This window comes from Sodalis sp. RH15 (assembly GCF_047324255.1).
Classification (GTDB): Bacteria; Pseudomonadota; Gammaproteobacteria; order Enterobacterales; family Enterobacteriaceae; genus Acerihabitans; species Acerihabitans ligni.
Map to the genome: position 1 here is coordinate 3,481,906 of NZ_CP178738.1, position 14,250 is coordinate 3,496,155.

General features: G+C 54.9%; 10 protein-coding genes. 2 read left to right on the forward strand and 8 right to left on the reverse strand.

Annotated features, from left to right (window positions below):
* The 4 genes from ACL2XO_RS15875 to pgpB all read right to left on the reverse strand — a co-directional run bounded on the left by ACL2XO_RS15875 (nucleotide 1) and on the right by pgpB (nucleotide 4,141).
* Nucleotides 1-1,521 carry a sugar ABC transporter ATP-binding protein gene (locus ACL2XO_RS15875; protein WP_132921425.1) on the reverse strand — a complete coding sequence of 507 codons (1,521 nt, stop codon included), beginning with the start codon at nucleotides 1,519-1,521 and terminating at the stop codon, nucleotides 1-3.
* Nucleotides 1,518-2,180, reverse strand: a complete 663-nt coding sequence (locus tag ACL2XO_RS15880; protein WP_413741026.1) for a DUF2291 family protein — start codon at nucleotides 2,178-2,180, stop codon at nucleotides 1,518-1,520. Before ACL2XO_RS15880 ends, ACL2XO_RS15875 begins: the two co-directional genes overlap by 4 nt.
* Nucleotides 2,181-2,228: 48 nt before the next feature.
* A complete protein-coding gene (locus ACL2XO_RS15885; RefSeq protein WP_132921423.1) occupies nucleotides 2,229-3,170 on the reverse strand; it encodes a D-ribose ABC transporter substrate-binding protein in 942 nt (313 codons plus the stop codon).
* Between the two features lie 215 nt (nucleotides 3,171-3,385).
* Nucleotides 3,386-4,141 carry a phosphatidylglycerophosphatase B gene (gene pgpB / locus ACL2XO_RS15890; protein WP_203521299.1) on the reverse strand — a complete coding sequence of 252 codons (756 nt, stop codon included), beginning with the start codon at nucleotides 4,139-4,141 and terminating at the stop codon, nucleotides 3,386-3,388.
* 266 nt (nucleotides 4,142-4,407) lie between these two features.
* Between pgpB and ribA the strand changes: the two genes are divergently transcribed.
* Nucleotides 4,408-4,998 (forward strand): GTP cyclohydrolase II, encoded by a 591-nt coding sequence (gene ribA, locus ACL2XO_RS15895; protein WP_132921421.1) that lies wholly within the window; start codon nucleotides 4,408-4,410, stop codon nucleotides 4,996-4,998.
* 69 nt (nucleotides 4,999-5,067) lie between these two features.
* On the opposite strand, the gene ACL2XO_RS15900 is transcribed toward ribA, so the two are convergent.
* The 4 genes from ACL2XO_RS15900 to topA all read right to left on the reverse strand — a co-directional run bounded on the left by ACL2XO_RS15900 (nucleotide 5,068) and on the right by topA (nucleotide 13,545).
* Nucleotides 5,068-6,369, reverse strand: a complete 1,302-nt coding sequence (locus tag ACL2XO_RS15900) for an HAAAP family serine/threonine permease (RefSeq protein ID WP_413724559.1) — start codon at nucleotides 6,367-6,369, stop codon at nucleotides 5,068-5,070.
* 498 nt (nucleotides 6,370-6,867) lie between these two features.
* Nucleotides 6,868-9,540 (reverse strand): aconitate hydratase AcnA, encoded by a 2,673-nt coding sequence (gene acnA / locus ACL2XO_RS15905; protein WP_413724560.1) that lies wholly within the window; start codon nucleotides 9,538-9,540, stop codon nucleotides 6,868-6,870.
* A 135-nt stretch (nucleotides 9,541-9,675) separates the two neighbouring features.
* Nucleotides 9,676-10,650: an HTH-type transcriptional regulator CysB gene (gene cysB / locus ACL2XO_RS15910; protein ID WP_132921418.1), complete on the reverse strand. Its 975-nt coding sequence runs from the start codon at nucleotides 10,648-10,650 to the stop codon at nucleotides 9,676-9,678.
* A 306-nt stretch (nucleotides 10,651-10,956) separates the two neighbouring features.
* A complete protein-coding gene (topA, locus tag ACL2XO_RS15915) occupies nucleotides 10,957-13,545 on the reverse strand; it encodes a type I DNA topoisomerase (RefSeq protein WP_413724561.1) in 2,589 nt (862 codons plus the stop codon).
* A 423-nt stretch (nucleotides 13,546-13,968) separates the two neighbouring features.
* On the opposite strand from topA, the gene ACL2XO_RS15920 reads away from it, so the two are divergent.
* Entirely contained in the window at nucleotides 13,969-14,220 is a 252-nt protein-coding gene (locus ACL2XO_RS15920; protein WP_132921416.1) for a YciN family protein, read from the forward strand.
* Nucleotides 14,221-14,250 lie beyond the last annotated feature (30 nt).

The window sequence follows — 14,250 nt, forward strand, 5'->3', positions numbered from 1 at the left end:
TCAGAATCCTTTTGCACTCGCCGTGACCAATGCCGATTCCTGGGCGGACTGACGCTCCACGTTCGCCGTCAATTTCCCGTTCGACATCACCAGAATACGGTCGGAGACCGCCATGATTTCTTTTAAATCCGAGGTGGAAAACAGAATGCCGATCCCCTGTTCCGACAGGGCCACCATCATTTCAAACACATCCGCCTTGGCGCCCACGTCAATGCCGCGGGTGGGTTCGTCCAGCAGCAGCAGCTTCGGATCGGTGAGCAGCGAACGGCCAATCACCACCTTTTGCTGATTGCCGCCGCTCAGGGCCTGGATTTCCACGTCCGGCGAAGAGACCTTGATGGACAGGTTGCCGATGGTGGACGCCACCACCCGCTCTTCATCCCGGCGCATAATGCTGATACCGTTTTGCAGTCGCCGCCACAGGCTGGAGATAGTCAGATTCACCGCTACCGAGGAGGCGGGAAAAATGCCCGATTTTTTGCGATCCTCCGGCACCAGGGTCATGCCGAGCTTGATGCGGTTGGCGGTGGACATACCGGTGGAGATGGGTAAATCCCCCAGCCAGATTTTGCCCAGGTAGTTTTTTTCGGTGCCCAGCAGGCACTCGAACAGTTCGGTACGACCGGCTCCCATCAGGCCGTAGATGCCGACGATTTCGCCGGCGCGCACGGTAAAGGTCACATCGTTCACCACCGGATGACCGGCATCGTTGACGCAGGTGATATGGTCCGCCTGCAATACCGGCAAGCCGAATTGGCGGCCGGGCTTGAGAAAAGTTGTGACAGGGTCACCGCCAAGCATCTCCCGCACGATCCAGGGCACGTCGATTTCCCCCACCACCGCCTCGGCCTGAAAGCGCCCGTCGCGCAGAATCGTAATGTAATCGCCGATGGCCATCAGCTCCTCCAGGCGATGGGAGATATAGATAATGGATACGCCCTGGCGGGTCAGCTCGCGAATTACCCGAAACAGCACGTCCACTTCGTTTTTACTGAGGGCCGAGGTGGGCTCGTCAAGGATCAGGATATCCGCCCGCTCCGCCAGCGCCTTGGCTATCTCTATCATTTGCTGCTGGCCGACCTTGAGATTGGACACCAGCTCACGGGGAGAGATGGGCTGATCCAGCCGTGCCATCAGTTCGGCGGCCACCCGCTCCTGTTCAGCCTGATTAATGGGCCACAGGCCGGTTTGCTGTTCGCGGCCGAGGAAGATGTTTTCCGCCACATTGAGGTTTTCCGACAGGTTCAGTTCCTGATGCACCATGCCGATGCCTTTCGCCGCCGCCTCGCGGGTATTGCCAAAGCTCACCCGCTCGCCATTGAGCAGGATTTCGCCGGCGGTGGGCTGTTGCACGCCCGCCAGCACGTTCATCAGGGTGGATTTACCGGCGCCGTTCTCGCCGATTATCACATTCACTTTGCCGCGATAGACGTTGTAATTTACGTTGTCCAACGCCAGGGTGCCCGGATACATCATGGTGATGCCTTGAGCGCGCAGCACCACCTCAGGTTTATCGCTCATTGACTCGCCCCCCGCTTGATATCCAGCGCCACGCCGTCATCGATACTCCCATGGCTCAGGGTAAACGCCGCCAGCACGTCCACCGGCTGTCCGACCCAGCTTGGGTCAATGGCCGGCAGGCCGCCCAGCGCCTGTTTATTCAACGCCCTGGACACCTGGGCGAACTGCACCTGGTTTTTGAAATCCTCAAAATGGATAAACCCGGCGGCATCACGTACCGCGTTACCCTTGATGACGGGTCCCAATTGTAGCAGCACGGTATCGCCGTTGACGTTCAAGGTCAGTTTGCGTTCCATGCCGTCGGCATCCACCGCGCCGACCTTGGCGGAAAATTTACTGTAGACGCTTTTGGTGTCGGTACCGGCCAGTTTTTCCTGCGCTTGCTTCAGCGCCGGCCAATCCAGCGCCTGGCTGCGGGCGGCGGGCAGTATTTTCGGTCCCCAGAATTCCTGGGCTATCTGCTGCGGCGTCTGGTTGGAATAATCCGGACCCGCCGTGGGATCCGCCGGAATAATCGGCTTACCGTCGCTGCCCAGTTTGACCACGTCGCAGGCGGACAGCAGTAACAGGGCCAGAGCCCAGGTGGCCAGTTTTTTGCCTGTGCCCGGATTGCCCGATGTGGCCTGTTTGCCCAATATGCGTAATACGCTGAGTTGCATACCCTCTCCTGTTTTGAAGGGGCCGCGCGGCCCCTTCCGGTACGTCACTTAAGGCTGAACGCCGAAATTTTTCAGGTTTTTGGCATTGGTTTCATCAATCAATACGCAATCCATCAGCTGCTTCTCTTCTTTCTGGGCTTTACCGGTTTTCAGGTAGGCATCAGCCTGTTCCACCGCCATTTCCGCTTCGCGCCAGCCCGGCTGCAACACCGTGGCCTTGATATTGCCTTTGGCCAGGATGGAATCCCGCACATAGTCGCTGCCGTCAAATCCCACCACGATAATATCTTTACGTCCGGCGGCCTTCAGCGCGGCTTCCGCTCCCAGGGCCATGGTATCGTTGCCGGAAATCACGCCGGTGATATCCGGATGGGCCTGCAGCATGGATTCCATACGGGAGAAGGCTTCGGTCTGGCTCCAGTTGGCGGTTTGCTGGGCCACCATCTTCAGGCCGGTATAGTCGTCAATCACATCGTGATAGCCCTGTGAGCGCACATGGGCGTTGGTATCGGACTCCTGGCCCAGCAGTTCCACGTAATTCCCCTTGCCGTTCATCAGCTTGACGAATTTTTCCGCCCCCAGCTGCGCGCCCTGGTAGTTATTGGAGACAATCTGCGCCACCGCCACGCCGGTGGCATTGATTTCGCGATCGATAAGAAACGCCGGGATGCCGGCGGCCTTGGCCTTCTTCAACGGCCCGATGGTGGCATCGGCGCCGGCGTTATCCAGCACTATCGCTTTCGCTTTGCGCGCAATGGCGGTTTCAATCAATTGGTTTTGCTTACTTACGTCATCGTCATGGGACGCCACCAGCGTGGTATAGCCCAATTGGGTGGCCTTGGCGGTGGCGGCATCCGCTTCCGCTTTAAAGAACGGATTGTCATGGGACGGGGTAATGATGGCGATTAAGCCTTTGTCGGCGGCAAAAGACGCCATGGACAAGGACAGTAAAACGGCGGCAAGACAAGGTTTGAGTAGGTAGGTGTTCATTGTTGTTCTCCGTTATGAATATATATTCACTTTTGATTTTATATTCATATGGAGTGTGGCAATTCTAATGATGATTGTCCATGGCGAATTTTAGGAATAGCGATAGATATCACAAAAGCAACATTATCGTTACATTCCGGAGGATGGCGAGAGGGTGACATTTTGAGCAGGGCCGCGGCGCGCATCCTTGCGCGACAGGCAGTATTCCATGGGGGCTACATACGGGATTTGATATCCCGGGCTTCATCGGGTTTGGGCACTAAAGGCCCAATCCAGCGCTGCACCAGCCAGCAGGCCGATGCGATCACCAGCCAGCTCAGCAGGATGCCCATCAGCACATCCCGCGGCCAGTGCATACCCAGCACCATGCGGCTGCTCAACACCGCCACCGACCAGACCATAATCACTATCACCGATTTATAATGCCGCCGAGGCCACAGCAGCCCCCAGGCCAGTAAGGCCCAGCTGGCGGCAAACACCGTGTGGCCGGAGGGAAAAGCGAAGCCGGTTTCATGCTGCCAATGTTTACGCAGCCAGCGGGGAATTTCCTGTTCGTTCTGCAGCTCTTTTTTCACCAGCATCGACCGGGCCTTGCCCGGCAGGGAATAAAAATCCCGGCCGTCCATATCGTGGGTCTGCTCCAGCCATATCACGTAGGGCCTCGGCTCCCGCACCCGGTCCTTGATGGCCGACTTGATACCCTGGCCCGCCAGCAGCGCGACGCCGAGAATGCAGGCCAAAACCAGCGCAGGCCCCAAGCGAAACCGCAAACACCATAGGAACCAGGCAAACAGGACGATGCTGGTGATAAAGCCCCAGGGAGACGTCACGGTTTGGGTCGTCCAAAACAATACCCGCCACCACCACACTTCGTTATCCGGATGCCACTGCCAGCCACTGACCCAGGCTAAAATAGGGATTACCATAAGTACTATCGCGCCAAAACCGGTGCGTTTCGCAATATCAAACATGTGTCTTTCCGCTGAAAAAGCTTTGCCGAGAAGAATAGAATCCCAAGACCGAAGGGGGGAGGCTTATAAATTGCCCGTCGTTGTAGGGAATTGTGACAATCAAATGACTATTTTGCCAATAATAAGCATGATCAATCGTCAGATTTTAATGAACTTGTGGCAAAATACCTTATTAACGGATTTTCGCGTATCACTTTGCGCCACGCTGGTCAAACAGCAAGATAATAAGTAGGATGCGCGTCAGTATTTCGGTTTTGGAGAGTAAAATGCAGCTTAAACGTGTGGCAGAGGCCAAACTGCCGACACCCTGGGGCGACTTTCTGATGGTGGGTTTTGAAGAGATAGCCACAGGACACGACCATCTGGCGCTGGTGTTCGGTGATATTACCGGCGTGGAGCCGGTGCTGGCGCGGGTGCACTCGGAGTGCCTGACCGGTGATGCCCTGTTTAGCCTGCGATGCGACTGTGGATTCCAGCTCGAAGCCGCCTTGACGCATATCGCCGAGGAAGGCCGGGGGATTTTACTGTATCACCGCCAGGAAGGCCGGAATATCGGGTTGCTGAATAAAATCCGCGCCTACGCGCTGCAGGATAAAGGGGCCGATACGGTGGAAGCCAATCATCAGCTGGGGTTTGCCGCAGATGAGCGGGATTTCACCCTATGCGCCGATATGTTCAAGCTGCTGGGCGTGGACTCCATCCGTCTGCTCACCAATAATCCGCAGAAGGTGGAGATTCTCACCGAGGCCGGCATTCATATCATCGAACGCGTCCCGCTGATCGTCGGCCGCAATCCGAAGAATGAACGCTATCTCAATACCAAAGCGACCAAAATGGGCCATTTGCTGGACATCTGATCTCTGCCCGTTACTTCATCCGCCGCTGATGGAAGGGCAGGAAGCGGGCCGGGACGACCCGCCGTCCCTTTAGCCCAGCAGGTTATAGACGATTGCCGACATGGCCACCAGGCCCACTAACGCCACAAATACGTTACTTAATACGTTAATGATAGTGCCGCTGTATTTTTTCATGGCCGGGACCTTATGCATGGCATACATCGGCATCAAAAACAGCAGCATGGCGATAATCGGTCCGCCCAGGGTCTCGATCATGCCCAGGATGCTGGGGTTCATCGTCGCCACCAGCCAGGTGGTCAGCAGCATGAAAATGCCGGTAATACGGTTAAGCGTTTCTTCGGAAGCGCTCTTCCCCCGGCTGCGCAAGGATTTGATCATCATGCCGTTGAAACCCTCGCGCGCCCCCAAATAATGGCCGAGGAAGGATTTGCTGATGGCGACGGTGGCGATGATAGGCGCCACCCACTCGATCAGCGGGTTATTGAAGTGGTTCGCCAGATAGGACAAAATGGTAATATTCTGCGCCTTGGCCTGGGCCAAATCGGCGGTTGACAGGCTCAGCGCGCAGCTGAAAACGAAGAACATCACCGTCAGCACCATCATCACATGGCTGCAGGCCAGGATGCGCGAACACTTCTTCTCCGCGCCGTCGCCATACTCCTGACGCTTGGCCACCGCAAAGGAGGAGATGATCGGCGAATGGTTGAACGAAAACACCATCACCGGAATTGCCAGCCAAAGTGTAACCATCAGGCTATGGCCGGTCATGCTGCCGGCAGCGGAGGCGCTGTCAAAAATAGCCGAGCTCCAGTGCGGAATCAAATAAACCGCCAACAGCATTAACGCCGCCACAAAGGGGAAAACCAGGATGCTCATCGCCTTGACGATCATTTCTTTACCGAAACGCACAATAGTCATCAGCCCGAGGATTAATATCAGCGCTAATATTGCACGCGGCGGCGTCGGCAAATGAAGCTGATGGATAATAAAACTATTAACGGTATTCGTAATAGCCACGCCATATACCAGGCAAATAGGGTAAATAGCAAAAAAATACAGCAAGGTGATTAATTTACCCGCACCCACGCCGAAATGTTCCTCAACAACTTCGGTGATATCCCCACCCCCTTTTTTACCTGACAAGACAAAACGACATAATCCGCGGTGGGCGAAAAAAGTCATGGGGAAAGCCATAATGGCCATGATAATCAGCGGAACCAGCCCGCCGATACCCGCGTTAATGGGTAAAAACAGCACGCCCGCGCCAATGGCCGTACCGTACAGGCCCAACATCCACATGGTGTCGCTTCTGCGCCAGCTGGAGTCCGGAGACGCCTCCAGCACCGAGGCGCTTTCCGTGATGCTATTCATTATAATGTTCTCCTCAGGGAACGTTTCGATAAAAATGCCGTGAATATGCTAAAGATATTCTGCTAGCGTTAAGCATAGCCATTCATGAAAATAACAGTCTATTTTCACATATCTGCTCTTTATGCGGTGGCGGCATTCTATATCAAACGGTAAATTTAATTACCCTATCAGGATCACAAAAATGAATGTATTAACGAAGTAAACAACAAAGAAGCCAAATTTTAAAAAATCAATATTGATACTTTAATATTGTCAGTCTGTAAGATAGATAATTTGATACTTTATCCTTAATAATAATCACAGAAATAATTTTATAGACTAATATAGGTGTTAGATTAATATAGGTGTTAGATTAATATAATAAGGTGAAATAGCTACCACCACAAAATAATACACCCCGTATTAACAATGATTCGAGGATCCATCGGTACTCTCATGCCTGCCCCCCTAACGTCTCGCCGGACGCTAAGGGGGGAGGCGAAGCTTATGAAACGCCGATTACAGCATTCGGCGGATGACATAGTTCAGAATACCGTCATGCTGGTAATAGGTAAGCTCGTTGCCGGTATCGATACGGCAGCGGGTCATCACCTGCTCGCTGCGGCCATCGGCATAGTCGATGGTCACCGCCACCGTCTGGCCGGGAGCCAGCTCGCCCAGGCCGCCGATGCTGATACGCTCATCCCCCTTCAGCCGCAGCGATTGCCGGGTCACGCCGGCCGGGAATTCCAGCGGCAGAATCCCCATGCCAATCAGATTCGAACGGTGAATACGTTCGAAGGTTTCGGCAATCACTACCCGGATGCCCAGCAGCCGCGGGCCCTTCGCGGCCCAATCCCGGCTGGAGCCGGAACCGTACTCTTTACCGGCAATAACCGCCAGCGGCACCTGTTCCCGTTGGTAGCGCATGGCGGCATCGTAAATCGGCATCTCATCGCCGGACGGATAGTGACGGGTTATCCCCCCTTCCACACCCGGCACCATTTCGTTCCGGATCCGGATATTGGCAAAGGTGCCGCGCGCCATCACTTCGTAGTTGCCGCGCCGGGATCCGTAGGAATTGAAATTTCCCGCTTCCACGCCGTTTTCCCGCAGATAATGTCCCGCCGGGCTGTCCGCTTTGATATTGCCCGCCGGGGAGATATGATCCGTGGTCACCGAATCGCCGAGCAACGCCAGAATACGGGCGCCGCGGATATTTTCCACCGGCTCGGGCTGATGCCGCATCTGGTCAAAGAACGGCGTCAGGCGGATATAGGTGGAGTCATCCTGCCAGTGGTAAGTTGGGGTGCGATTGACCTCGATCTCCTGCCAATCCCGGTTGCCGTTGAAAATAGCGCTGTATTCCTTATGGAACATGGCGCTGTTAACCAGGCTCACCGAATCGGCGATTTCCGCCGAACTCGGCCAGATGTCCTTGAGATACACCGGCTGCCCGCCGGCGTCGGTGCCCAGCGGATCGGTGCTCAGATTCACCAGCATATTACCGGCCAGGGCATAGGCCACCACCAGCGGCGGCGACGCCAGCCAGTTGGTTTTCACCAGCGGATGGATACGCCCTTCAAAGTTACGGTTGCCGGACAGCACCGCTCCCACGGTCAAATCCCCGGACTTGATGGCCGCCTCGATGGGTTCCTTCAGCGGGCCGGAGTTACCGATGCAGGTGGTGCAACCGTAACCCACCAGGTTAAAACCGAGCTGATTCAGATAAGGCGTCAATCCCGCCGCCGCCAGATAATCGGTCACCACTTTGGATCCGGGGGCTAACGAGGTTTTCACCCAAGGCTTGGTCTTCAGCCCCTTTTGCACCGCGTTGCGGGCCAGCAGGCCGGCGGCCATCAGGATATTGGCATTGGAGGTATTGGTGCAGGAGGTAATGGCGGCAATCACCACCGCCCCTTGATGCAGTTGGAAGGATTCCCCCTCCAGCTCCACGTCCTGGAAATCCGGATGATGGGTACGCTTGGTGAAATCCAGCTCATCGCTGGCGCGGAACGCCGCCGCCACACCCGGCAACGGCACCCGGTCCTGCGGCCGTTTCGGCCCCGCCAGGCTTGCCACTACCGTTCCCATATCCAATACCAGCGTACTGGTGAAGCGCGGTTCATCCCCAGCATTGCGCCAGAGGCCCTGTGCTTTGCTATAGGCTTCCACCAGCGCTATCTGCTCTTCGCTGCGGCCGGTCAGTCGCAGATAATCCAGGCTGATGGCATCTACCGGGAAAAAACCGCAGGTGGCGCCGTATTCCGGCGCCATATTGCCGATGGTGGCGCGATCCGCCAGGGGCAGCACGTCCAGCCCATCGCCATAAAATTCCACGAATTTACCCACCACGCCGTGTTTACGCAGCATTTGCGTTACGGTCAGCACCAGATCGGTGGCGGTGATGCCCTCATTAAGCTTGCCGATAAGCTTAAAACCCACCACGTCCGGAATCAGCATGGATACCGGCTGGCCGAGCATGGCCGCTTCCGCTTCGATACCGCCCACGCCCCAGCCCAGCACGCCGAGGCCGTTGACCATGGTGGTATGGGAATCGGTGCCCACCAGCGTGTCGGGATAGGCTACTTCTTCACCATCCTGCTGCTCGTGCCAAACGGTTTGCGCAAGGTATTCGAGATTGACCTGATGGCAGATACCGTTTCCCGGCGGCACGACCCGGAACCGGCTGAATGCCTGCTGCCCCCAGCGCAGGAATTTGTAGCGCTCGAGGTTCCTTTCCATCTCCAGATGGTTGTTTTCTACATAGGCTCCGTCGTTGCCATAGCTGTCGACGGTGACGGAATGGTCGATAACCAGGTCAACCGGCGACAGGGGATTGACCTTGTTTACATCGCCGCCCAGGCGCTTTACCGCCTCCCGCATGGCGGCAAGGTCCACAACCGCCGGCACGCCGGTGAAATCCTGCATCAGCACCCGGGCCGGGCGATAGGCGATTTCACCCTCGGCATGGGCGTTTTCCAGCCAGCCGGCCACCGCTCTCAGATGCTCTTCGGTGACAATGTCACCGTCCTCGTTGCGCAGCAGGTTTTCCAGCAGCACTTTCATGGATTTGGGCAGCGCGTCAAGATTACCCAGCGTCCGCGCAGCGTGGGGCAGGCTGAAATAGCGGTAGGTTTTATCCCCGACCACCAGGCGTTCCTTACTGGTTTCTCGAATTGTTGACGACATAACTCCTCCAGACTTTTATTTCATTATAGTCATAACCCCATTGGGTTTGAGGCGATCTGTCATCATTTTACAAGATTAATGTAACGTTTTCATAACAAGTGATGCGGTTAGGCTAGCCCTAAAAGGCGTTATGGCTTATTTAACCGGCAGTTTGATATCTTTGAACATGGCCTCTATTTCCTCATTGGAGCGCAGGGCAATGGCCGTATCCACCACGTCGCGGGTTAAATGAGGCGCAAAGCGCTGGATGAAGTCGTACATATAGCTGCGCAAAAAAGTGCTGCGCCGAAAGCCGATTTTGGTGGTGCTCAGGGCAAACATTGCATCTGCATTGATTTTAACCAGGTCCGGATCGGCTTCTTCGCTTACCGCCATATTGGCAATTACCCCAACGCCCAGCCCCATGCGGACATAGGTTTTGATCACATCGGCGTCGGTGGCGGTAAAGACGATGCGCGGCGTCAGCCCGGCGCGGTTGAAGGCGGTATCCAGTTCGGAACGGCCGGTGAAACCAAAGGTATAGGTCACCAGCGGATAGGCCGCCAGCTCATCAATGGTGATGTTGGCCTTGTTGGCCAACGGATGATTGGGAAGCACCACGATAGCCCGGTTCCAGTGATAACAGGGCAGCATCACCAGATCTTCATAGAGATGCAGCGCCTCGGTGGCGATGGCGAAGTCCGCCACGCCTTTGGATACCGCCTCGGCGATTTGTGTGGGGGAGCCCTGATGCATATGCAGGGAAACCCGCGGATAGCGTTCGATAAAGCCTTTGATGACTTCAGGCAGCGCGTAGCGGGCCTGGGTGTGGGTCGTGGCTACATACAGCGAGCCTTTATCGGGGTAGGTATGTTCGCCGGCAACGGCTTTTATGGCGTCGACTTTCGACAGGACTTCGCGGGCAATGCGGATGATCTCTTGCCCCGCGGGGGTCACCTGGGTCAGATGTTTGCCGCTGCGGGCAAAAATCTGCACCCCCAGTTCATCTTCCAGCATTCGCACCTGTTTGCTGATGCCGGGCTGCGAGGTATACAGCCCCTCGGCAGTGGAAGAAACATTCAGATTATGATTTACCACTTCAACAATATATCGAAGCTGCTGCAATTTCATATTTGTCATCCTGGCATAACAGGTGCAAGAATCCGGTGCAAAAGTACCGTTTGGAGTCGCTGTCACCATGAGGCAGCCGGCTTTTGTCAGCATCGGGGGCAAAAGTAATATTTTGCAATAATACTATTTAATCATAAAAAATCGCTATATATAACTTATTTATAAAGCATAAAAAAACCAACCCGGAGGTTGGTTGTGGTAGGCGGCAGGGCGAGATAATCCCTTTAATACGGCTCATGCAAGCTTCAGTGATAGCGGGCTGATTGTGCCGTGGGGCGCTGCGGCGAGCGGTAAAACCATGCCCGCTTATTTTTTGCTGACCTGCCATTTGCCGTCGATGTAAAACGCGCTCCAGCCGGTGGCCTTGCCGTCTTTTTCCGACGAGACATATTGCTGTTTGGTCTTGCGGCTGAAACGAACCATGGTTTTATTCCCTTCATCGTCCTTCACCGGCGCGTCGGCCAAATAACGGAGTTTTTCCGGTAAACGATCCTTGAAACGGGCCAGTTCTTCCACCAGCGGCGCGCGGGTTTCCCGGGATTTCGGGAAGGTATTGGCGGCCAGGAACACTCCCGCGGCACCGTCGCGAAGGACAAAATAGGCGTCTGATTTTTCGCAGGGCAGTTCCGGCAGCGGCACCGGATCCTCTTTCGGCGGCGCGACGTCGCCGTTACGAAGGATTTTGCGGGTGTTCTTGCACTCGTCGTTGGTACAGGCCATGTATTTTCCGAAACGCCCCAGCTTCAAATGCATTTCGGAACCGCATTTTTCGCATTCCACCACCGGGCCGTCATAGCCCTTGATGCGAAATTCCCCCTGCTCTATTTCATATCCGTCGCACAGAGGGTTGTTGCCGCAGACGTGGATTTTGCGATTGTTATCGATAAGATAACTGTCCATGGCCATGCCGCATTTCGGGCAACGTCGGCGGGCGCGCAGCGCATTGGTTTCAGCGTCATCCCCTTCGAGTATGTTCAGGGTCTCGGCTTCGGGGATCAGGTTGATGGTGGTTTTACACCGTTCTTTCGGCGGCAGGGCATAACCTGAGCAGCCGAGGAATACGCCGGTGCTGGCGGTACGGATGCCCATTTTACGTCCGCAGGTGGGGCAATCGATGCTGGTCATCACCATCTGGTTGAGACGCATGCCCCCCTCTTCCGGGTCTTTTTCGGCGATTTCCAGCTGATGGGTGAACTCGGTGAAAAACGAATCCAGCACCGCTTTCCACTCTTCCTTATTGTTGGCCACCTGATCGAGCTTGTCTTCCATGCGGGCGGTGAAATCATAGTTCATCAGCTCGCGGAAATTCTCTTCCAGCCGGTCGGTGACGATTTCGCCCATTTTTTCCGCGTAAAAGCGCCGGTTTTCCACCTGGACGTAACCGCGATCCTGAATGGTGGAGATGATCGACACATAGGTGGAAGGCCGGCCGATACCGCGTTTTTCCAATTCCTTCACCAGCGAGGCTTCGCTGTAACGGGCGGGCGGCTTGGTAAAATGCTGGCTGGGCAGCAATTTTTCCAGGGCGAGCTCTTGCCCCACTTTCACGGCGGGCAGGGTGCGGTCTTCATCGCCCTTGCGCAGCGCCGGCATGACTTTGGTCCAGCCGTCGAACCGCAGGATGCGCCCTTTGGCGCGCAGGGAAAAATCACCGGCTTTTACCGTCAGGGTGGTGGAATCATACAGCGCAGGCATCATCTGGCAGGCAACAAACTGACGCCAGATGAGCTGGTAGAGCTTTTGCGCGTCCGGTTCCATATCACTGAGCTGTTCGGCCAGGTTGCCGACGTCCGAGGGACGAATGGCTTCATGGGCTTCCTGTGAATTTTCCTTGCTGGCATATTCATTGGCCTGTTTGGGCAGATACTTGGCGCCAAACTGCGCGCCGATGTAGTCCCGGGCCATCGTAAGCGCATCCTGGCTCAGATTGGTGGAGTCGGTACGCATATAGGTGATATGCCCCGCCTCATACAGACGCTGGGCCAGCATCATGGTTTTTTTCACCCCGTAGCCCAGGCGGGTGCTGGCGGCTTGTTGCAGGGTAGAAGTGGTAAAAGGCGCCCCGGCTTTGCTGCTGGTGGGTTTATCCTCGCGATCGGCGATGATATAGGTGGCGTTTTCCAGCTGTTTGACCGCGGACTGGGTTTGCTCCTGGTTCACCGGTTTGAAGGGCTTGTCCCCTTCATGGGTAACCTGCATCTGCAGTTGCGCTTTGGCGGACACCTTAAGATCGGCGTGCAGTTCCCAGTACTCTTCCGGTACAAAGGCCTTTATTTCCCGCTCGCGTTCCACCACCAGCCGGACGGCCACCGACTGCACGCGGCCCGCGGACAGCCCGCGGGCCAGCTTTTTCCACAGCAGCGGCGACACCATGTAACCCACTACGCGGTCCATAAACCGGCGTGCCTGCTGGGCATTCACCCGATCGATATTTAATTCGCCGGGCTGTTTAAACGCCTGGGTAATGGCATTACGGGTGATTTCGTTAAACACCACCCGGCTGAACCGTTTATCATCGCCGCCAATCACTTCCCGCAGGTGCCAGGCAATGGCTTCCCCCTCGCGGTCAAGGTCGGTCGCGAGATAAATATGGTCGGCATTTTCCGCCAGCGCTTTCAGCTCGGTAACCACTTTTTCTTTGCCGGGCAATATCTCGTAATGGGCCTTCCAGCCATGATAAGGGTCGATTCCCATACGATTAACCAGCGCGCTTTGCGCATCGCTTTTTTCTTTTTTCTTTTTAGTTGTGTCTGCGCTTTTCTTACTGGCTGAACCACTGGTGGGCAAATCGCGGATGTGACCGACGCTGGACTTGACCACGTAGTCATTACCTAAATATTTATTAATCGTTTTGGCTTTCGCCGGGGATTCAACGATAACGAGAGCTTTACCCATTTTTACCTTTACCTGAATGATTTCTTCTCTGAAAAGAAGCTTTTTGTGCGCCAGACCCTGGCTGGGCATACCTCTGATTTTATATTGCGGCAGTACCGTCAAAAATCAACCTCTTTCTAGCCGGTCTGTTCTTTCACTAGCGACATGAGATTAACCTACTGATAAATATAATAAATTTATCAATATTAGCCTATGATATTGATAAATCCATTGCCGGTTTGTGCCCATCGGCATCCCCAGAGTCATGAAGGCCCACACTCTACATGATAAAAAAGTTGGCGCAACTTATTAGCGATACAAAAAAAGCGGCTGTTGTAAACCAATTAAGAAAAAAAGGCGCCAACGGAATAAACCTTAGTCTGTTTGCAGCCAAACACAACCGGGTATTACAATAGGCTCTGCATTAACCAAGGAGCAAAATTTATGTACGCAAAAACCACCCCCATTGATCGCAAAAACCTGTTGATTGAAGCGAATAGGATCATACGTGAACACGATGAATATATGCACGGTATGGAAGCGACCGAAGTAGAACAAAAAGACGGCGTGCTGGTTTTCCGCGGCGAATTTTTTTTCGATCAGGACGGAATACCCACCCGTAAAACCACAGCGGTGTTTAATATGTTTAAACATCTGGCCGTGGTGCTATCGGAGAAATATCATCTGCAGGATTGAGCGTTGTGGGTAACGGGCCGTATTCCCGGC